The sequence below is a fragment of the Candidatus Methanoperedens sp. genome, from assembly GCA_012026795.1.
GTDB lineage: Archaea > Halobacteriota > Methanosarcinia > Methanosarcinales > Methanoperedenaceae > Methanoperedens.
On the sequence record VEPM01000019.1, the window covers coordinates 49,705 to 69,080 of the forward strand.

Sequence of the window (19,376 nt, forward strand, 5' to 3'; positions counted from 1 at the left end):
CAGGCCGACTAAATAAAAAGATATTAATGTAACATTACGCATAGGGGGGATGTATGGGAAATACTGTTGAAGTTTCGCATATTACAAAATCGTATCATGGGCAATTTGTAGTAAATGATATTTCTTTTAATATTGCACCAGGGGAAGTATTCGGTCTGATCGGGCCAAACGGGGCAGGAAAAACCACGATCATACGAATGCTTCTTGATATCATCAGGCCGGATTCCGGCGAATTACAGGTACTGGGCTCTGGAATTGATGATGGGATAAAAGACAGGATAGGTTACCTTCCTGAAGAACGTGGATTATATCGCAGTCTAACAGTCATGGACTCTCTTATGTATCTTGGAGCCCTGAAAAATAAACATAGCAAAAACAGGAGTATGGAACTTCTTGAGAAAATGAATCTGCTTCCTAATAAGGATATGAAAATTTCCGAACTTAGTAAAGGCATGCAGCAGAAGATACAGCTCATCGCAGCGATAAGTCATTATCCGCAGTTTATTATCCTGGATGAACCATTTTCAGGTCTTGATCCTGTGAATATGAAACTTGTAAAAGACATGATACTTGAACTCGGAAAGCAGGGTAAAACCATACTCATCAGCACACACATGATGGATCAGGTAGAGCGTATGTGCGACCGGATATTGATGATACAGAAGGGAAAAATGGTATTATATGGAAGCGTAAATGAAATAAAATCCAGATTCGGTAAAAATGCAATCCAGCTTGAATTTGAGGGCGAACTGAAAAGTTTACCCGGAGTGAAGAGGATGAATCATTCCGGAAATTATGCTGAATTAATTCTCGATCCTGGTGCAGATGCCCAGGAGGTATTAAGAAATATAATGAAGAGTGTCAGAGTCAACAGGTTTGAGATATCTTCGCCATCTCTTAACGAGATATTTATCCAGGTGGAGGCAAAAGCATGACAAAATGGATAACCATCGCAAAACATGAATTTACATACAATATTCGCAGGAAAGAATTCCTTTTTGTGACTTTTGGTCTTCCGCTTCTCATGTTTGCAATAATGGGTCTTCCGATCCTTTTAGCCGGGAACAGCATGAACAACCAGGAATATAAGATCGGTTTTGTTGATAATACAGGTTTATTTGAGCCGCTCAACTTCACAGGTTTTTCTAATGAAGAACTCGCACAAAAAGACCTTTTTGATGGAAAGATTACACACTTATTTATAATTCCTTCAGATTATGTAACTACCGGAAAGATCATTATATACTCTTCAAAAAAGGATATTTCAGGCTCAATTACAGTTGAAACTCAAATTAAAAATTTCCTTCTGGATAATCTTTTAAAAGGCGAGAAAAAAGAGCTCCTTGAAAGAATAAAAAATCCTATCATTGGCGAGTATTTCACGCTCAATGAAAAAGGAGAAAGCAGGGACGATAGATTATTTGCACTTCTCATTCCGATTGCATTTGCCGCGTTTTTCATGCTTTCCATTTTCACCTCATCGAACTTTCTTTTGCAGGGTGTCGTCGAAGAAAAAGAGAACAGGGTCATGGAAATATTACTTTCATCGGTCTCGCATCGCGAACTTCTCACAGGTAAAATATTCGGACTTGGGGCAGTGGGTATGACGCAAATAATCATATGGCAAATAATCGGTATTGGAATATTAAAAACAGGACCGATGGCCGGACTTGTTTCAAAATTGAATGTTTCTCCCGCGCTCCTGTTTTTTGCATCAGGTTATTTTATTTTAGGTTACCTTGTTTTTGCATGTATAATGGCAGGCATCGGGGCAGTGGCAACAACTTCAAGGGAAGGCCAGCAGATGGCCGGGATATTTACATTAACGGGAGCGATGCCGTTAATTATCTCACGATTCATAATCGAAAGTCCCGGTTCAATTTTCAGCACATTTATGAGTTATTTCCCCCTGACATCTCCAGTTACTATGATGATACGGCTTTCTGCAGGCGAAATACAGTTCTATGAATTGATGATCAGCCTGATCATCCTGACGGTTTCGATATTAATCATCATAGAACTATCGGTCAGGATATTCAGGGCAAGTCTCTTGATATATGGTAAGAAACCATCTATCAGAGAGATTGTTAAATATTTGCGCGAAGGGTAAATCAGACAAAATCAAGGAATAATTTCACAGCCATTATTGAATTCCGGATAATCAAAATCCGATATTTCAATAACTCCGGCATAAATAAGCTCTTGAATTTGCGGCATAGCCTTCTGTAATTCTTTTACCAGGTGCCGGACGGTGCTGCATATCATTTCATATCCGTTTTCTTTTAACAGCTGCTGCGACCTGTTAACAAACAGGCATCTGCCACCGCAAATCCGAAAAATATCGCATAAAGTGCAGGGTTCGCCAACGTTTGCTTTACCAGGAAGAGATGACGGGACATCATCGTGTATTGATCCTATTACTGAAAAATCAAAATCAATTGAAACGGGACAGGCAGAAATCCTGCCGTCTGGCATTATTGTATAAAAATCTATTCCGGAACCGCATCGAAGATGAGAATCCGTATGATTGAGAAGAGAATTCATTATACCGATAAATGGTACGATACCTGCAACATGACCTGTTCGCCCCATCTTGAGAACCCACCATTTAATAAGTGAAGAGATCCCGGAATTATAAAAGTTGATCCAATCCGAAAGCCTGGGCACTGTGTTCTCCCATGCTTCCCAGAACATTTCAAAATCAAGCTGCCAGTGAACATGATCAAAACCCGGCTCTTTTAGTGTAAGAAGATGCATGACATTTTCATAAATATCAGTCCCCTGCGACACAGTCATCCTGGCAACAAGGTCTCCTGCAAATCCCCTTTGCCTGATCAGCTTTATATTATCCATGGTCCTGTCATAGACTCCTGTCCCGCGCGCCCTGTCTGTCACATCCCCTGTACCATCTATCGATACCAGGATCGAATGGAACTTTTTCAGATAATGTGATTCGAGTTTATTAAGGAGGAGACCGTTAGTCTGGATAACAAATCTTGCAGGCAATGAGTCCATGATCTGTTCAATAGTTCCAATCCGAAGGAGAGGCTCACCCCCATAGAATTCAAGTATTGGTTTTTCATCACGATAAATGAACTTTTTAAGTTCATCTATTGAGTACTGGATCTCCCCGGGTGGTGAATCGCTTCCCCCTCCGCAATATTCGCATTTGAGGTTGCATTCTTTTGTCAGGATTATATGGTAATGCATGGATAATCTTGATTATCCACTCAAAAGATAGCTCTTGTGTCTTTCAAACTTAAAAAATGTTAAGGATGTAACTCTAAAATTATTAAAAAAGAAAAGAATTCCCCCAAATGGGGATTTTTTATTTTGTCAGTTCTTTTAAGCGCTTTATGCTTGCCATCATTGCCTGTGATTCTTTTTTCTTCTGTGTTTCAAGATGTTCGATGATGGCTTCAATATCTGTTTTTAATTGATATATCTTATATGGTCTGCCTTTTCCAGGTTTTTTCTCCTCTCTTTCTGCTATCCAGCCCAGTTCTTCAAGTTCGCGCATAGCTATGCTGACTTCTGGCTGTCTAAGATCAGAGCCCATTTCAAGATCCCTGGAAGTTACATCTTTAACATTTTTTAAATAAGTAAGAACTTTTGCAACATTTCGTTTTAATCCCAACTCGATAAGTGTATCGGCAAATTCTTCATCTGCTTTGTCAAGAACATTAACTGAAAGACTTTTCATAATATTTTCACCACATCTTTAAATGTGGTCATTAAATATAAATCTTCCGTTTTAATAAATTGTATATAAGAAAACTATTTATAATTAAAAGCCGCAAAAAAAAAATTGACTCACTATGGGTAGACTCATTATTATAAGTATAAACTCATCATAATTATATGTATCATATTTAAGTAGAGGCAATAAAAAGCCGATTTAATATTATACTAAAATTTTTTATAGAAAACATATAATGTAAAAAAACAAAAATCCTTACACAACATTGACATGCCTGTAAAGAGTATCTCTCTGTTGTGGCAACCGGTTCATCTGTTTTATCAATCTCTCAAACTCAGAAGGCGCCATATACTCACCACTTGTAGACCCGGCGCTTTTTGATATCTTTTCTTCCATCAATGTCCCGCCAAGGTCGTTCGCTCCGTATTTCAGGGCTTTTTGTGCAAGCTCTCTGCCAAGTTTCACCCAGCTTGCCTGGATATTCCTGATAGTTGGATAAAGAATTACCCTGGCAAGGGCATGTAATTTCAAATCCTCAATACCCCGGGAAACGTTTTTGCCTATTCCAAGTATGTTATTTGAAGGCATGAAAGGAAGCGGTACAAATTCAGTGAAACCCCCTGTTTTTTTCTGGATATCTCGTATCAACATTATATGTTCGATCCGTTCTTTCAATGTCTCAATGTGTCCGTACATTATTGTTGCAGTGGTGGGTATCCCTGAATTATGGGCCGCCTTTATGACATCTACCCATTCATGCGTTGTAAGTTTATCCGGGCAGATTTTTTCCCTTACACGGTCAACAAGTATTTCGGCGGCTGTCCCGGGCATTGAGCCAAGACCCGATCTTTTTAGATTTGAGATTGTTTCCTTATAACTTATATTGCTATTATGCGAAGCATGATAAACTTCCATTGGAGAAAAAGCATGGATATGCATATCCGGGAATTCATTCTTAATATTCTCAAGTATATTGCAGTAATTAAAAACATCCCAGCCAGGAAGAAGTCCTCCCTGGATGCATACCTCAGTAGCATTGGTCTTTGCAGCTTCTCTTGTCTTTTCAAGAATTTCAGGAATCGACATAATATACCCTTCTTCTTTCTTGAATGCGCAGAATTTGCATGTGCCGATGCACATATTTGTAAAATTTATATTCCTGTTAATGACATAGGTAACCCTGTCTCCAGCAGCTTTTTTCCGAAGTTTGTCAGCAAGGGAAAATAAAATATTCGGATTGTTTAAAAGCGTAAATGCATCATCAATTGTACAGTTTCCTGCTTCGATGCGTTCTGTGCTGTCATCACAAATCATTCGTAATTCCTGTTTGGTCTGCAATTTTTGAATATTACCACCAGAATTTGCAGTTTTAATGAGATGCTTGCTTATAAGTTTTCCGAAATCCTTCTGCGTCAGAAAGACAGCTTAATAAATCCTTCATCTGAGCGCTGTACCATCCTTTTTTTATATACGCGGGATATATTGGCAGGCGTTCACGAAGGGGAACATCCACCATTGCCTGTAATTCAAGATAATTCGGCCATGGCGCATCGGGATTAATAAAATCGATGGTTTCCGGCGATATTCCTCCAAGATCGCCTGCACCGCATTTCACCAGGTCACGCGGAGGAATAAGATTAGGCGGCACCTGTATGGTTATTTCCGAAGGGAGTAGCTCGCGTGCCATCTTTACCGTCCGTATCATCTCATCCAATCCCGGAGCAGTACATGTTGCCATTTTAGTTCCTGGCTTGGGAATGAAGTTCTGGATTATGACTTCCTGGATATGCCCGAATTTTTCATGTAAGTCTTTTATTTTACTGATCGAGCGCACCCGTTCTTCCCATGTTTCACCTATCCCCACGAGTATCCCCGTCGTGAATGGGATTTTGAGTTCTCCTGCATATTCAATGGTTCTTATACGGGATACGGGATTCTTTCCCGAACATCCTTCATGTCCTTTGATATCTGCAAGTGTCTCAAGCATCAGTCCCATGCTGGCATTATATGGCCTTAGTTTTTCAAATTCTGACTTTCCGAGTATGCCGGGATTGCTGTGAGGTAAAAGGCCGAGTTCGATCGAAAGTTTGCACATGTCAAGAAGATAATCGATTATACTCTCATAACCGGATTCCAGAAGCCATTCCCTGAAACCCGGAACTTCCTCAGGATGCTCCCCAAATGTGAAAAGCGCCTCAGAGCAACCGGCGCGCGCGCCTTTTAATATTATATCCGTGACTTGCCCGGGTGAGAGAAGTTTTGCCTCAGGGTGCCCCATATAACGTCTGAATCCACAATATCCGCAACTATTCCTGCAAATATTTGTGAGTGGTATGAATACATTTCTTGAGAACGTGACAAAAGGCAAAGACATAAACCTTAATCTAATCATATTATACATAATTATGTCGAATAGAGGTTTTATGTCCTGTAGCCAAGTGCCAGGACATTCGTAAATACTGTTCTGAAGTTTTTAAAAAATATACATTGAACCCATTGAATGAGTTCAATGCCTTTTGCGCCTAAGCCGTACTTGTGGAACCCGATATAGGTTTTATCCACATATCTGATACACTGCTAAACATATCCGTATATGCTCTGGCTGTTTTCTTTACAGGTTCCATCATAGGTTTTATCGGACTCATTACAGGTACATACTTAAAGAAATCATCAAAAGCCCTTTCATACATACTTACCCAGGCATTAGAAAGCTCTTTATTTACCTCAGGTCGAGCCTGTTCTGATATATCTGTATTTTTCTGCGATATCTTCTCCAGGGCCGATACCCAGGAGTTATAGGTATTCAGGTTAGCCTCCATGATCTTCGTAAAACTATCAGTTATCTCCTTTGAAACGGATCTGACAGATTCGATATTGAATAGCCTGCCATAGGTGTTCTTGTACGTATCGATCCACAGGTCATAAAATTCTTTGTATGCTTCCGGTTTCGCTTCTCCTCCGGGTAGCCCTGATATTTTTTCGGAAAACGATGGCATTAAATCAACCCATGGACGGAATAAGTGCTGATAGGAATCATTCCAGAGTTTTGTTATCTGTGCAAAGTTCCTGAAGTAGATACTTGGAATGCCTCCATAGTTCTCAAAGATAACTGCCGTACTTCCTTTAGTTGGCATTTCGATAAAATCCTGGAATATTTTTTCGTATGTTCTTGTCCACGTATTATAGAGTTCTCTATATTTCCCTGGATCAGGTGTGCCCTGTAGCAATTCCTGGGTCTTCCTTGAATTCTCATCTAACAGGTCAATCCATGATTGGAAGAGATTTTTTGATTCCTCTGCGCTTTCTTTCATTTTCTCAAGTGTTTCCTTATCCAGCTGCTGTGTCATGCCCGGATAAAGTTTACCAAAGGTGTTCTGGTACATCCTGGTCCATTCATCATAGAATGACTTATAATTTTCAGGTGTAGCATTTCTTGAGAGTTCGGCCGCCTTGCTGTACAGCTCTGCTGTGGATTCAATCCATGGCTTTTGCAGGTTAGTTGAGGAGTCCTCTATTATTCTTGAAATTGCGGCATAGCTGCCTGACATTACCTGAGAGATATCTCTCTTTTCTTTATCTTCTTTTTTCGCCTCTTTTTTCACCTCTTTTGCCTTCCTCTCCTGCTGCGCTGTTGAAATGATCTCTTCAATATCCTTTCCTTCTTTCAATAGCTCCTGTATCGGTTTATTATATAGGCTTTCTGTCTGTCTTTCTTGTTCATACCTTTCCTGCTCCTCTCTATAATGCCTCTCCTGGTCATCCGGATTTGGTCTTTCTGTTATTGTTCTTCTATCTTCCCACCACGAAGATGCAGGTGGTGAGATATCCCTGCGAGCCTCTGTCTTGAAAACTTCTTTTCCTTCTTCGCTTTCTACTCCCATCTGTTCCCCGGATTCGTATATCTCTTCTTCGGATATTTCAGGCTCTTGAGGTTCTTCTGCTATATATTCTCCTCCCTCCTCTTCCTGTTCTAATCTCTCCTGTTCTTCTCTGTAATGCTTTTCTTGATCTTCCAATCTTGGTCTTTCAACTCTTCTTCGAGCCATGCTATTCACACTCCCTTTTATTACGTTATTGAGTTTAGTATTAAATAGCAATATTAGATAAAGATTACGATTATGTTATGCCAAGAAGCGCTGTTAAGGAAGCGTTAGTTTAAAGTAACCCAAGAGATATTTAACGTCACTTCCCTTGTGCGGGGATAACCAAGCGGCCAAAGGTGCAGGACTTAAGATCCTGTCTCGCAGGAGTTCGTGGGTTCAAATCCCATTCCCCGCATGATTATTACTTTTTAGAGGATACCCTGAAAAAAAGTTGACCTTGTAATTATCGAAACTCTGAAGCCGCTGATCAAAGATGACAAAATGAATTAGGTAGAGGAATGAAAATGGCACTTATATAGACGAAGATTTTGCGGATCTTATAAGTCAGGAAACTGAATACGAATGGGACGATTTGAAAGAAAATCTTCCCGAATATCCGACAGCAACATTGATAGAGATAATGACAGAACTCGGGCTTTATGTAAATAAACCGCTTGCGCAGGAGATCGCAAAAAGGGATGGTGCAGTTTTTTACCTAAGGAAATTATTACAGGACGGCAAAACTGGCGCGATAATTACTATGGGGGCGGTTGGTCCCCATTTCATTGAATATATATACTTGCACTTATTAAGAACAGAGAATCATTCGAACTTTTACTGGACAGAAGTTTACGATGGATAAAACCCTGAAGACTTTTGTAAGGTCAGCAGCAACATCGGCTCTTGTAGCACTGGCGAAAAAATTTCCAGAGCATCAGGATGACATAAAGCTGCATTTGAAAACGCTGCTAAAAACAACTCAAGATGGTATATTCGCAGGTCTTGTGGCTGATGATCCTTTTATGAATGAAGATGGTATCAAAGAAGTCATAAATGGCGTTTTTTCCGAGATGGATGAAGAAGATTTCCTTGAAGGTTGATTTTTAACCAACAAAAAGTTTTTTATATAGATATGTGTAACAGATACATGAAGTAAGACCCCGGAATAATTGTGGGAAAAGCATGATCAAGGTAAAAGCCGAGGATATAAAAAAGGATTTTCCAAATAAAAGTGGCAGAGCAATGTCTGTTGCCCTTGGCGGCATAAATCTTGAGATCAGCGATGGTGAGTTCTTTGCAATTGTGGGCCCGAGCGGCTGTGGAAAATCAACATTCCTTGAGATCGTGGCAGGTCTCATAAAACCAACGTCAGGCAGCATCTATATCGATGGTGTCCGTATCACAGGCCCGGACCACAACAGGGGGATCGTGTTCCAGGGATATGCATTGTTCCCATGGCGAACGGTAATGGGAAACGTAGCTTATGGCCTTGAAGAAAAAGGAGTGCAGGTATCGGAAATAAGGAAAATATGTATGGATTATATCTGCCTTGTTGGTCTTTCAGGTTTTGAAAATCATTATCCCCATGAACTGAGCGGAGGAATGAAGCAACGTGTTGCGATTGCAAGGGCGCTGGCATACGATCCTGATATTTTATTGATGGATGAGCCGTTTGCAGCTCTTGATGCACAGACGCGGGAAAACATGCAGGGTGAAGTGCTTCGCATCTGGGAAAAAACAAAAAAGACAGTCCTGTTCGTGACTCATAATATCGAAGAAGCTGTTTTCCTCGCTGACAGGATAGCAATCATGTCAGGAAGACCAGGTGTTATAAAAAAGATAATTGATGTGCCACTTTCCCGCCCGCGGCGGGAAGAACACAGGCTCACGCAGGATTTCATTAGGGTGAGACAGGATGCAGGAATTCTTGTAAGGGAGGAGGCGCATGTCACCTAAATATCTCAAAAAAAGTCTTGCCCTGATCACTTTTTTGATCATGTGGGAATTATTACCTGCAAGCGGGGTAATAAGTAAAACTTTCCTGTCGCCACCATCTGAAGTTTTCCAGGCATTGATGAAGCTTATCTTATCGGGAGAACTCTGGATTCATACAAGCATCAGCCTCCGGCGAGCTTTGATAGGCTTTGCGCTTGCTGTGGTCACCATGATCCCCCTCGGACTGTTGATGGGCTGGTACAGGGGTTTCGAAGAGATCTCGGATGGTCTTGTCCAGGCGATGCGCCAGGTATCGTCATTATCCCTGTTCCCGGTATTCCTGTTGTTCTTTGGAATAGGTGAATTTTCAAAGATCGCTGTGATATTCTGGGGCGCCCAGTGGCCTTTGCTACTGAATACCATAAATGGCGTGAAAACTGTTGACCCCCTGTTGATCAAATCAGCACGCTCAATGGGATCAAATGACCTGTCAATATTCAGGAAAGTGGTCCTCCCTTCATTGCTACCCTCATTATTTGTAGGTTTGAGATTATCGGCCACACATTCCCTGCTTGTGCTTGTGGCTGCCGAGATGATCGGTGCGACTTCAGGATTAGGATATTCAATCAAGAACTGGGAATTCAATTTCATGATACCTGAAATGTATGCTGCAATAGTGGTACTTGCGGTTCTGGGGCTGGTCACAAATTATTCTCTTGTGTGGATCGAAAAAAAAATAGTCAAATGGAAAGAAGAAATATAGGTTGTTAAAATGAAAACAGGTGTTTAAAATGAAAAATAAAATAAAGATTCTTGCAGCAGTTATTGTTATAGCCCTGATCGCTCTGGCAGGCTGTCTGACGGATGAAAAGGATGAAAAAAACTCGCAAAAAGACAATTTGACAAAAGAAAACGTTGTTACAATACGTTATCTCTCATCATCGGCAGTTGTCGAACCATATGAGTTTGCAAGCGAACTTGGGTATCTAAATGGCATAAACATCAGCCGCCTGGGTACAAATACTGGAGGACCGGAGGATATAATGTCCGTAGCTACCGGAAGTACGGATGTGGGGCATTCAGCATGGATCTCGATAATTAACGCAAAAGTACGGGGGGCGCAAATCCAGGCAGTCGCCGGGCCAATGGGTAACTCACCTGATAGCTGGTATGAGGGGACACCTTACTTATCCAAATGGATAGTGCTTGAGAACAGCACGATCAGGAGCGCAAAAGACCTTAAAGGAAAAAAGATCGCAGTCCATACACTTGGCGCCCATGCTGAATATGTGATGCGTGAATATCTTTCTAGAAATAACTTGTCAAAAGATGATGTGGAACTTCTTGTAATGTCCCGCCATGAGGAAGTCCTGAGGCAGGGACTTGTAGATGTGGTCGCTCCCGTAGGCCCTCAGATCGACAGGATGGAAGCAGGAGGCGGTGTCAGGGTGTTGTTTACGGATTATGATGTGATCGGGAACCAGACCCACTGCGGCATGTTCATGTCCGAGAAATTCATAAAGGAGAATCCGCAGGCTGTGAAGCTGTTCGTAGAAGGAAGTGCAAAAGCTGCGGACTGGGCAAAAGATCATCCTGAAGAAGCCAGGGAACTTGCTGCCAAAATAATGAAAGACAAAGGCGGGAATCCTGACCTGGCAAAATACTGGAAGGGTTTTGGCGTGAGAGAACATGCGCTTCTTCAGGATAGCGATGTGCAATTCTGGATAGACTGGCTTGTGAAGGATGGGAGGATTAGCGAAGGGCAGTATAAGCCTTCGGATTTTTATACGAATGAGTACAATCCCTATTTTAAGGGATGAGATTTTGAGATTTAAAAATGATCGCGAATCCAGATCAAAACTTCGCGGTCATCATCTCATTTGTCTTAATTTCTTCAGGGGTGAAGGCTACTCTGAAGATTTTATCAGAAATATATATGAAGTCCTCACTAAAGAAAAAGTGGAAATAGTATCAGGGCCGGATGAAGTATGCGCAAAATGCCCGTATCTTAAAGATGAAAAATGCAAAAGCTTTGAATATACGAATGAGATGATCTTGATCCAGGACAAAAAAGCGCTGGGATTGCTGGGATTCATGCCTGGTATGATTGTTGACTGGAATATGATCGCTGCAAGATTATCCGATATTCTGGAAGAATGGAAAGCGCAATTTTGTGCAGGGTGCGGATATAGAGAAGTGTGTTTCAATGAATAACTCTTCAATGAGTTAGTTCTTCAATGAATAAGTTCTATCGGTATTTTACCATTATGCACCGCAGTTGCCACAAGTGCGCCATCAATGCCCGATTCCTGGAGTACAACGATATCATCCAGGTCCTTTATTCCACCGCCAACAATGATTTTGTGCGTTGATATTCCAGCCATTTCCTTTAAAAAATCTGTGTTTATCCCGGTACTTGTTCCCACTTTACCTAAATCCAGTATGATAATATCCTTCAGGTCAAATTCATTCAATTTTCGTATAAGTTTTTCCGGCTGCACATCCATTTTCAGGTCTTTTGTCAACACAATCCCATTTTTCATATCCATACTAACATTGATACGTCCTGGAAATTGAGCGGCTGCTTTTTCTATAGTTTCCAGTGAAGCGGTTTCAGTGCCAATGATGACTGTATCTGTAACCTTCGCACATTTACGGACATCATCCATATTTTTTACGCCAATATCCACCATAGTGTTTGTTTTCCGGGATATCTGTTCGATCAATCCAAAATTATCACCAAATTCCTGGATATGGTCAAGATCGGCAATATACACTTGAGAAGGCATGATCGTGGAAATCATTTCAAGTGGATCAGATGAATCGCAAATCCGGCTATTTTCAACAGGCCTGTATTTTGCCCGTTCGCCCCTCACTGCGTGCACTACAATACCATTAAGTATGTCCATTACGAAGATAATCCGAAACATTTCTTATCAATTCCTGCATCCAATTTTCGACTATCTATTATAGATATTTTTCCTGTGTCTAATTTAAAATTAATAAATGTACATCCAGTAAATAAAAATAATTTCACAATAATGATTATTTTGAGCATTAAAATATTATAGCACCTATATAACTTATTAAATACATTTTCGTGTTGTGGTACAATGAAAAATGAAGAAATAACAGGATCGGATAATGCAACAAATGAAATGATCAGGCACGCACACGTGCTGGGAATAGAAACCATCTTTGACAGGAATGGAAATTATGGTGCCGGGGAATGCAAGAAAGCAAAATGTAATTTTGGTTCAAGGGGGATATGCTGCAAGCAATGTATGCTGGGGCCATGCAGGATTTCAGGCCGTTCCTTAAAAGGAACATGCGGTGCGAGTGCTGATACTATTGTGGCACGAAATCTTCTCATGATGATAGGAAGAGGTACTGCCGCACATTCATCCCATGCCCTGCATGTGGCATCAACATTACTAAAGACAATCCGGAACAATACATCATTCAGGATAAAAGAACCGATAAAATTAGAATCGGTCGCAAGGAAAATCAATTGCAGCGAACATGGGGTCAAAGCCATGGGTACAACTGTCGCAGAACTGGCAATATCCGATATCATGGGCGATGAAAAATATATGAGGTTTGCCATGTCATATTATCCTCCCGATGTTATCAGGAATCTTTCAAATCTTGGAGTAATGCCAGGGTCGGTTGGAAGGGAATTGCTCGATTCCGGGCATGAAACCTCTATGGGCACTATGGCTGATCCCACAGGGTTCGTACTCCATGCGGCAAGGCTGGGTATAGCTGATATTTCATCACTTATCATAAGTGCGGAATTACAGGATGTGCTTTTTGGCACACCAAAAATAGTCTCTTCAAAGATCGGCTTTAATGTGCTTGAAAAAGATAAAGTGAATGTGGTAATCCAGGGTCATGTCCCGCTGCTTTCAGAGAAGATCATTGAATTTTCAGATGACCCCGGACTCGTTGAAAAAGCAAGATCCCTTGGTGCCAGCGGCATAAATGTAGTGGGCTGCTGCTGCACGGGGAATGATGCATTGATGAGACATGGAATTCCGATTGCAGGAAGCAATATTCACCAGGAACTTATAATCGCCACAGGAATTGCCGAAGCCTTAGTCGTTGATGTCCAGTGTATTTATCCCAATATTGAGAATGTTGCAAAGCATTTTCATACAAAGATCATATCAACTATGAAAGAAGCAAGATTCAAAACCGCATACCATATACCTTTCGATGAAGAAAATGCAGATGACGCTGCAAAAAGCATCCTTAATGCAGCGATTGAGAATTTCCCGAAAAGGGGGCATAAAATCTTCCTGCCAGAAGAAAAGTCTCATGACCTGATGGCAGGTTTCTCGGTTGAGAATATTCTTGGTGTTCTTGCTACAATAAATCCGCAAGACCCGTTCAGACCATTAATAGAACATATAAAGTCAGGAGATATAAACGGGATTGTTCTTATGGCAGGCTGCATAAGCCCGGAAATGACCGAATCCAGCCAGGTGATAATCGTAAAAGAATTACTAAAGCAGAACGTACTTGTTTTCTCAACAGGATGCGCTGCGCAGTCATGTGCAAGAGGAGGACTTCTTACACCTGATGCTACAATGGAATTTGCAGGCGATAAATTAAAAGGAGTATTGAAATCGCTTGGTGATATAGCAGGGAAGCCGCTTCCTCCTGTATGGCATTTCGGGAGTTGCGTTGACAATTCAAGGGCCATCATTCTGGCAATTGCACTTGCACAGAAGATGGGTATATCATTAAAAGACCTGCCTATAGCTGCATCAGCTTCCGACTGGGTGGCTGAAAAAGCCGCTGCAATAGGAGCAGGCACAGTAGCTCTGGGCATTACGGTTCACCTGGGGAGAGCGCCGCCAATCCTTGGAGGACCCGAAGTTGTTACTTTACTGACCCGGAAATCAGAGGAAATATTTGGAGCAGGGTTCGTTATTGAAGAAGACCCGATAAAAGCATCGCAACTGCTTCTTTTGCATATAGGGAATGCAAGGAAAAAACTGGGTCTGTGTTCGGATATTGGCAGGGAATCACAGGGCTCACCAGACAAAAAGGAAATTTCGATCTCCCAGAATAAATCCTCCAGTCCTCAAAATCCGATACCCCTGCCGACATATTAATACGCATGATTTCCTGCAGGATAGCCTATTGGATATTGATATCATAATTAGCATTAACAGTAAAGTTAAATATATATACTATGCAATTATTTATTATGATGATAATTATGATTGGCCACGGTTTATATCGTGAAATTTCCGTTTAAACTCATGACCAAACAAAGGAGAGTTAAAATGAAAGGTGCAATAGTTCAATGTTTAGGAGACCTCGTAAAATCAAATTTTGGAAATGATAAATGGGAAAAGTCCCTGGAAACAGCTGGCATGAGCAAAACTACCTTTTTCACTCCTATTCAGAATGTGGATGATGAAAAAGTAATGAAGATCATTGAGTCATTATGTAAAGTTGCTAACATCTCGCCTGCACAGGCATCAGACGCATTTGGTGAATACTGGGTAAATGTATATGCCCCCAAAGTATATAGTTCCTATTTCAAAGGAGCAAGCTCCTCAAAAGAATTTATTTTGAAGATGGATGGCATCCACGATGCCGTTACAAAAAATATTCCGAATGCTCACCCGCCAAGATTTGAGTATGAATGGAAGGGTGACCAGACAATGATTATAAAATATAAGTCCAACAGGGGATTAATAGATATTCTGATGGGACTTGTAAAAGGCGTGGGAAAATATTATAAAGAAGACCTGAAAGTATCGAAACTTTCAAATGACAGATTGCAGGTAATTTTTCCTAAATAAGTCAACGCAATCTTTATTCTTTTTTTATTTTTAATACAACGCCCAGAATCTGCTTTTTCTTAAAATAGCCTTCTGTACCCGGTGGCAAAGAAATGATAAGAGCCAACCGAAGTGTTAAAATATCTACAAACCAGAAAAGACATAAGGAGGAAATTTATGAAAAAATCATTAGGTGCAAAAACTATTGTTTATCCTCTCCCGGTCTGGGTTGTGGGGACTTATGACAACAAAAGAAAGCCAAACGTGGCAACAGTGGCCTGGGGCGGGATTTGCTGTTCCAACCCGCCATGTATCGCCATCTCTCTTCGGAAAGCAACATATTCTTACGGGAATATCATGGAGCAAAAAGCTTTCACTATTAACGTTCCATCTGAAAAGTACATCAGGGAAGCAGATTATTTCGGTACTGTATCAGGCAGGGATGTGGACAAATTCGCCGGATCCGGACTTACCAGTGTGAAAAGCGATATGGTCGATGCTCCATACGTGAAGGAATTTCCTGTGGTCCTGGAGTGTAAACTTATACATACCATCGAAATAGGGCTCCACACGGAGTTTATTGGCGAAATTATGGACGTCAAGGCAGATGAGTTCATGTTGATGGAAAATGGGTCTATTGATATTGAAAAATTAAAACCGGTCATATATGCTCCCGATATTGCGGGCTATTATGGGATTGGCAAACCTGTTGGAAAAGCGTTTTCAATAGGAAGAAAGAGATAATAAAAGATGAGTCAAAAATACATTCAGGAGGAAATGTCATGAATTCAGATCGCTATAAGTATATGTCTATAAGACAATTGCAAGATCTTTCGGATGAATTAAAAGAAGAAGCAAAAAGTGACCCATCGCGTGATACAGAGTATCATGTTGTTTATAAAGCATTACAGGATAAAATACGGGAAAGGGACAGGAGCAGGCCAAAATGCGTTCCTACGCGTTTTGAACATGAACTTGATTTAATGGAAGAATTTTAGCAATGCTCCCTGACTCAATTGACCCTGAGATCGTAAGGTTATTCCCTTCAGTCAAATGTGGAGTTGTAGAGAGCGGCCCATGGAGGATCCCTCTTTTTTTCGATAAAAGCTTTGGTAAAAACAGGGGATGCATACATTTACGGCGGTATATTGTCCACATGGCGCAAATGAATGAAACAAAAGAAGCAATGATGGAAAAAACTAACCAGATTTATCAGGATTTTGAAAAATTAATTGATAAATTTCCCTGCGATTCTGAATTAAAAGAACGACAGAAGGATCAACTGGACAAATATATGATGGAATTTATCGATGAGGTTGCGCTGCTTATTGCAGAAGGCGATGATACACAGATTTATTAATTTATCTTCCTTCAAAGGAGCGCACTTCGTTTGCATCAACAACAGATGCTTTTCCGAGTTCGCAGCATTCGGAGTGACGAACACGCCCATGTCCTTTCATTTCCAATTGAAGGCGCGCAAGCTGGAACTCCGATTCCTCATAAAATTCGGGAGTCTTCTGGATAACCCTGTGCATTGAAACCTGTTTTTCGCGAATCTTCGCAATAAGACCCGTGGTGCCAGCTCTCACATCTTCCCTGCTTGTTGCTGTAAGGAATATCATATCTCCTACATTCATTTCCAGTACAGAAAGGAAATTGTGGGGACTCCTTATCTCAATGGTTTTTATTTTTTCATGTTCAAGATCGGTCAGGATATGATGCGATATTCCGCTCAGCATTATCTGTCGCATTAAAAATCACCCGTACATAGGGAATTCTTTCTTGGGCTGCGTTGAATTTTCAGTAGTCTTGACCTGTTCAGCGAGCTTTGAAAGTTCATGTTCTATCTGGTCAGCCTGAGCCAGCAGTTTTTCAGTATCAATAGAAAGATTAAATATTTTGTTAAGGGCATTTATTACCTGGACTGCTGCTCTTGGATCCGGATTGGGGCCAGGCGTTTCACCCAGGAGACTTATTGCAGGCATGCCGCGCAGATAACATTCTGTCATTATGCTTCCTGAAATTCCGGAAATAGTACCTACCTGGAATATTTCAGTCTTGTCTTTAATTTTCTCAAGCAAATCAAGGTTTGTTGCGCCGCCAAAAACACGCCTTTCTCCGGTTGTTGTAGCTATTCCTGCGATGGAAACTATATTCCTGGCACGGATATTCTGCATCCAGTCTATAAGAACCTTGCTGATATCGTATGATGCCGTTGGATGAATCGGGATATCTGAAATTACTACGACAATCTCTTTTCCAGAATCCTCGTAAATACGAACAGGCATATAAACCATACCATTAAAAAGAACTGCTAATGGAGGGAAGTATTTTGAGTCGATAGATCCCATATACTTCATTTTAAGTTCTTCTATTATATGCTGGCACGTTATATTCCCCACCAGACCGATGCCGGGAAAGCCTTCAATGACTAATGGATTCTTTGATTTAAGAGGTTCATTTATAATTTTTACGAATTGTTCTGCTGTTTCCGATGCCATACTTCCACTATAGTTAATTAGGTCAGAAGTAAATAAAAGCATCGATACAGGTTTGAGGAAAATCTTATCTTTTCTAAAAATAATATATAATAAATATGGAGACAGGATTATGGAGACAGGCGAGATAATCCAGATTTTTGCTGAATCCGGATTCCAGATAGACAGACAGGCGCTTGAAGCTATGAGATCGATTTCTCCTGAACAGATACAACATCTTGTTAACACAATGGATAGTTCGGTTCTGGTTGTGGGGATCGAGCATATACGGCCTCTTTCACAAGAACCGGTACCAAAAACCATTTCTTTACCCTCGTATATGCCTGAAATACCTGTACGGAATGCAATCTCTTTAAAGATCAGGAACAGGGAAAGTCCGGTCACAATACTCAAAGATATTACAAACCAGTCAACCTGCATCGGGGAATATACGGAATTCGTGCAATATTTCAGGGATCGTTACAGTTCTCTGGGTGAGATACTTCGAAAAAGACTTGGAGCAAGACCTATTGAGAGCCTGAAAAAGAGAAATCTTGATACAAGAGAGCCTTTGTCAGTGATAGGCATGGTCCTGGATATCAAAACTACCTCAAACGGCCATAAACTTATCCAGATAGAAGACCCAACAGGAACCCTGCGTGTCTTGATCCATAAAGAAAGAGATAAGGAACTGTTCGAATCTGCGAACCGTATCCTGCTTGATGAGGTTATAGGAGTAACAGGCACTCTGTCCTCGGATGGTAACCTGATGTTCGTAAATAGAATATCATGGCCCGATATTCCAAATTCCCGGAATGCCGGCATAAATGGAAATGAAAGAAATAGAGGAGGAAAAGCGGTTTTTATTTCCGATATTCATGTAGGGAGCAAGACATTTCTTGAAGATTCCTGGCTTAAGTTCATTGACTGGCTCGGAGATGATATAAATTATCTTGTGATAGCCGGCGACTTGGTTGACGGGATAGGTGTTTTCCCCGGGCAGGATAAAGAGCTTGCTATTTCCGATATTTATGAACAATATGAAAAAGCAGCAGAGTATTTGAATGCAGTGCCAGAACATATAAAAGTCATAATTTCACCGGGAAACCATGATGCAGTAAGGCAAGCCGAACCGCAGCCGCGTTTTCCTGAGAGAATTACAAAAATGTTCCGGAACGATTTCATTTTTGTAGGAAATCCCGCAATGGTGGATATCGGTGTAAAGGTCCTGATATATCACGGCAGGTCAATGGATGACATTATTGCAAGCATCCCGGGGTTTTCGTATAATGAACCTGCAAAACCGATGAATGAAATGCTAAAACTAAGACACTTGTCCCCGATATACGGGGGAAGGGTATCGATCGCTCCTGAGAAAAAAGATCATTTCGTTATCGATGAAATTCCCGACATCCTGCATTGCGGGCATGTTCATACAGTTGGTGTTTCACGTTACAGGGATGTTCTAACAATCAACAGCGGAACATGGCAGAGCCAGACAGAATTCCAGAAACGAATGAACCTTATGCCTGTGCCTGCAAGAGCTACTCTTGTTGACCTGTCAGGAATGGAATACAGAATAATGGATTTTAATTGAAAT

General features: G+C 41.0%; 22 protein-coding genes and 1 tRNA gene. 15 read left to right on the forward strand and 8 right to left on the reverse strand.

Going from position 1 to position 19,376, the window contains the following annotated elements; translation table 11 throughout:
• The first annotated feature begins 53 nt into the window (after positions 1-53).
• Together FIB07_10590 and FIB07_10595 are read left to right on the forward strand one after the other, a co-directional pair.
• Positions 54-935, forward strand: a complete 882-nt coding sequence (locus FIB07_10590) for an ATP-binding cassette domain-containing protein (GenBank protein NJD53301.1) — start codon at positions 54-56, stop codon at positions 933-935.
• Entirely contained in the window at positions 932-2,110 is a 1,179-nt protein-coding gene (locus FIB07_10595; GenBank protein ID NJD53302.1) for an ABC transporter permease, read from the forward strand. The genes FIB07_10590 and FIB07_10595 overlap by 4 nt, the downstream gene beginning before the upstream one ends.
• 11 nt (positions 2,111-2,121) lie before the next feature.
• On the opposite strand, the gene FIB07_10600 is transcribed toward FIB07_10595, so the two are convergent.
• From FIB07_10600 to FIB07_10620, 5 genes are all read right to left on the reverse strand, one after another.
• The gene (locus FIB07_10600) at positions 2,122-3,210 is read right to left on the reverse strand and encodes a TIGR04084 family radical SAM/SPASM domain-containing protein (protein NJD53303.1); all 1,089 of its coding nucleotides are present in this window, start codon (positions 3,208-3,210) and stop codon (positions 2,122-2,124) included.
• Between the two features lie 118 nt (positions 3,211-3,328).
• Positions 3,329-3,703, reverse strand: coding sequence for an ArsR family transcriptional regulator (locus FIB07_10605; protein NJD53304.1), 375 nt, complete (start codon positions 3,701-3,703; stop codon positions 3,329-3,331).
• 252 nt (positions 3,704-3,955) lie between these two features.
• Positions 3,956-5,014 (reverse strand): 7,8-didemethyl-8-hydroxy-5-deazariboflavin synthase subunit CofH, encoded by a 1,059-nt coding sequence (gene cofH, locus FIB07_10610; GenBank protein ID NJD53305.1) that lies wholly within the window; start codon positions 5,012-5,014, stop codon positions 3,956-3,958.
• Between the two features lie 55 nt (positions 5,015-5,069).
• Complete coding sequence (gene cofG / locus FIB07_10615; GenBank protein ID NJD53306.1) at positions 5,070-6,074, reverse strand: 7,8-didemethyl-8-hydroxy-5-deazariboflavin synthase subunit CofG; 1,005 nt, start codon at positions 6,072-6,074, stop codon at positions 5,070-5,072.
• A 148-nt stretch (positions 6,075-6,222) separates the two neighbouring features.
• Positions 6,223-7,746: a hypothetical protein gene (locus FIB07_10620; protein NJD53307.1), complete on the reverse strand. Its 1,524-nt coding sequence runs from the start codon at positions 7,744-7,746 to the stop codon at positions 6,223-6,225.
• 149 nt (positions 7,747-7,895) lie between these two features.
• Between FIB07_10620 and FIB07_10625 the strand changes: the two genes are divergently transcribed.
• From FIB07_10625 to FIB07_10655, 7 genes are all read left to right on the forward strand, one after another.
• Positions 7,896-7,978 (forward strand) — tRNA-Leu (locus FIB07_10625).
• 177 nt (positions 7,979-8,155) lie between these two features.
• Positions 8,156-8,425, forward strand: coding sequence for a hypothetical protein (locus FIB07_10630; GenBank protein NJD53308.1), 270 nt, complete (start codon positions 8,156-8,158; stop codon positions 8,423-8,425).
• Positions 8,418-8,663 (forward strand): hypothetical protein, encoded by a 246-nt coding sequence (locus FIB07_10635; protein NJD53309.1) that lies wholly within the window; start codon positions 8,418-8,420, stop codon positions 8,661-8,663. Before FIB07_10630 ends, FIB07_10635 begins: the two co-directional genes overlap by 8 nt.
• 82 nt (positions 8,664-8,745) lie before the next feature.
• Positions 8,746-9,519: an ABC transporter ATP-binding protein gene (locus FIB07_10640; GenBank protein NJD53310.1), complete on the forward strand. Its 774-nt coding sequence runs from the start codon at positions 8,746-8,748 to the stop codon at positions 9,517-9,519.
• Positions 9,509-10,261, forward strand: a complete 753-nt coding sequence (locus tag FIB07_10645; GenBank protein ID NJD53311.1) for an ABC transporter permease — start codon at positions 9,509-9,511, stop codon at positions 10,259-10,261. The genes FIB07_10640 and FIB07_10645 overlap by 11 nt, the downstream gene beginning before the upstream one ends.
• 28 nt (positions 10,262-10,289) lie before the next feature.
• Positions 10,290-11,318 (forward strand): ABC transporter substrate-binding protein, encoded by a 1,029-nt coding sequence (locus FIB07_10650; GenBank protein NJD53312.1) that lies wholly within the window; start codon positions 10,290-10,292, stop codon positions 11,316-11,318.
• Positions 11,242-11,712, forward strand: coding sequence for a DUF1284 domain-containing protein (locus FIB07_10655; GenBank protein ID NJD53313.1), 471 nt, complete (start codon positions 11,242-11,244; stop codon positions 11,710-11,712). Before FIB07_10650 ends, FIB07_10655 begins: the two co-directional genes overlap by 77 nt.
• Before the next feature lie 20 nt (positions 11,713-11,732).
• Here the strand turns inward: FIB07_10655 and FIB07_10660 are convergent, their stop codons facing one another.
• Positions 11,733-12,428, reverse strand: coding sequence for a phosphoribosylformimino-5-aminoimidazole carboxamide ribotide isomerase (locus FIB07_10660; protein ID NJD53314.1), 696 nt, complete (start codon positions 12,426-12,428; stop codon positions 11,733-11,735).
• A 183-nt stretch (positions 12,429-12,611) separates the two neighbouring features.
• On the opposite strand from FIB07_10660, the gene cooS reads away from it, so the two are divergent.
• From cooS to FIB07_10685, 5 genes are all read left to right on the forward strand, one after another.
• The gene (cooS, locus tag FIB07_10665; GenBank protein NJD53315.1) at positions 12,612-14,621 is read left to right on the forward strand and encodes an anaerobic carbon-monoxide dehydrogenase catalytic subunit; all 2,010 of its coding nucleotides are present in this window, start codon (positions 12,612-12,614) and stop codon (positions 14,619-14,621) included.
• Between the two features lie 150 nt (positions 14,622-14,771).
• A complete protein-coding gene (locus FIB07_10670) occupies positions 14,772-15,320 on the forward strand; it encodes a hypothetical protein (GenBank protein ID NJD53316.1) in 549 nt (182 codons plus the stop codon).
• A 156-nt stretch (positions 15,321-15,476) separates the two neighbouring features.
• Positions 15,477-16,043 carry a flavin reductase family protein gene (locus tag FIB07_10675; GenBank protein ID NJD53317.1) on the forward strand — a complete coding sequence of 189 codons (567 nt, stop codon included), beginning with the start codon at positions 15,477-15,479 and terminating at the stop codon, positions 16,041-16,043.
• A 38-nt stretch (positions 16,044-16,081) separates the two neighbouring features.
• The gene (locus FIB07_10680; protein ID NJD53318.1) at positions 16,082-16,297 is read left to right on the forward strand and encodes a hypothetical protein; all 216 of its coding nucleotides are present in this window, start codon (positions 16,082-16,084) and stop codon (positions 16,295-16,297) included.
• Between the two features lie 2 nt (positions 16,298-16,299).
• Positions 16,300-16,659 (forward strand): hypothetical protein, encoded by a 360-nt coding sequence (locus FIB07_10685; protein NJD53319.1) that lies wholly within the window; start codon positions 16,300-16,302, stop codon positions 16,657-16,659.
• Between the two features lies 1 nt (position 16,660).
• Here the strand turns inward: FIB07_10685 and FIB07_10690 are convergent, their stop codons facing one another.
• Together FIB07_10690 and FIB07_10695 are read right to left on the reverse strand one after the other, a co-directional pair.
• Entirely contained in the window at positions 16,661-17,050 is a 390-nt protein-coding gene (locus FIB07_10690; protein NJD53320.1) for a DUF473 domain-containing protein, read from the reverse strand.
• A 6-nt stretch (positions 17,051-17,056) separates the two neighbouring features.
• Positions 17,057-17,800: a proteasome assembly chaperone family protein gene (locus FIB07_10695; GenBank protein NJD53321.1), complete on the reverse strand. Its 744-nt coding sequence runs from the start codon at positions 17,798-17,800 to the stop codon at positions 17,057-17,059.
• Positions 17,801-17,909: 109 nt separating this feature from the next.
• Between FIB07_10695 and FIB07_10700 the strand changes: the two genes are divergently transcribed.
• On the forward strand, positions 17,910-19,373 hold the full coding sequence (locus FIB07_10700) for a DNA-directed DNA polymerase II small subunit (protein ID NJD53322.1): 1,464 nt from the start codon (positions 17,910-17,912) through the stop codon (positions 19,371-19,373).
• Positions 19,374-19,376 lie beyond the last annotated feature (3 nt).

Excerpts from the sequence above, each read along its gene's own strand:
- FIB07_10655 (NJD53313.1), top strand. The coding sequence starts at position 11,242 with ATGGGAGGATTAGCGAAGGGCAGTATAAGCCTTCGGATTTTTATACGA.
- FIB07_10675 (NJD53317.1), top strand. The coding sequence starts at position 15,477 with ATGAAAAAATCATTAGGTGCAAAAACTATTGTTTATCCTCTCCCGGTC.
- FIB07_10695 (NJD53321.1), bottom strand. The coding sequence starts at position 17,800 with ATGGCATCGGAAACAGCAGAACAATTCGTAAAAATTATAAATGAACCT.
- FIB07_10685 (NJD53319.1), top strand. The coding sequence starts at position 16,300 with ATGCTCCCTGACTCAATTGACCCTGAGATCGTAAGGTTATTCCCTTCA.
- FIB07_10590 (NJD53301.1), top strand. The coding sequence starts at position 54 with ATGGGAAATACTGTTGAAGTTTCGCATATTACAAAATCGTATCATGGG.
- FIB07_10620 (NJD53307.1), bottom strand. The coding sequence starts at position 7,746 with ATGGCTCGAAGAAGAGTTGAAAGACCAAGATTGGAAGATCAAGAAAAG.
- FIB07_10645 (NJD53311.1), top strand. The coding sequence starts at position 9,509 with ATGTCACCTAAATATCTCAAAAAAAGTCTTGCCCTGATCACTTTTTTG.
- FIB07_10635 (NJD53309.1), top strand. The coding sequence starts at position 8,418 with ATGGATAAAACCCTGAAGACTTTTGTAAGGTCAGCAGCAACATCGGCT.
- FIB07_10595 (NJD53302.1), top strand. The coding sequence starts at position 932 with ATGACAAAATGGATAACCATCGCAAAACATGAATTTACATACAATATT.
- FIB07_10600 (NJD53303.1), bottom strand. The coding sequence starts at position 3,210 with ATGCATTACCATATAATCCTGACAAAAGAATGCAACCTCAAATGCGAA.
- FIB07_10680 (NJD53318.1), top strand. The coding sequence starts at position 16,082 with ATGAATTCAGATCGCTATAAGTATATGTCTATAAGACAATTGCAAGAT.
- cofG (NJD53306.1), bottom strand. The coding sequence starts at position 6,074 with ATGTCTTTGCCTTTTGTCACGTTCTCAAGAAATGTATTCATACCACTC.
- FIB07_10670 (NJD53316.1), top strand. The coding sequence starts at position 14,772 with ATGACCAAACAAAGGAGAGTTAAAATGAAAGGTGCAATAGTTCAATGT.
- cooS (NJD53315.1), top strand. The coding sequence starts at position 12,612 with ATGAAAAATGAAGAAATAACAGGATCGGATAATGCAACAAATGAAATG.
- FIB07_10700 (NJD53322.1), top strand. The coding sequence starts at position 17,910 with ATGGAGACAGGCGAGATAATCCAGATTTTTGCTGAATCCGGATTCCAG.
- FIB07_10660 (NJD53314.1), bottom strand. The coding sequence starts at position 12,428 with ATGTTTCGGATTATCTTCGTAATGGACATACTTAATGGTATTGTAGTG.
- FIB07_10690 (NJD53320.1), bottom strand. The coding sequence starts at position 17,050 with ATGCGACAGATAATGCTGAGCGGAATATCGCATCATATCCTGACCGAT.
- FIB07_10640 (NJD53310.1), top strand. The coding sequence starts at position 8,746 with ATGATCAAGGTAAAAGCCGAGGATATAAAAAAGGATTTTCCAAATAAA.
- FIB07_10605 (NJD53304.1), bottom strand. The coding sequence starts at position 3,703 with ATGAAAAGTCTTTCAGTTAATGTTCTTGACAAAGCAGATGAAGAATTT.
- cofH (NJD53305.1), bottom strand. The coding sequence starts at position 5,014 with ATGATTTGTGATGACAGCACAGAACGCATCGAAGCAGGAAACTGTACA.
- FIB07_10650 (NJD53312.1), top strand. The coding sequence starts at position 10,290 with ATGAAAAATAAAATAAAGATTCTTGCAGCAGTTATTGTTATAGCCCTG.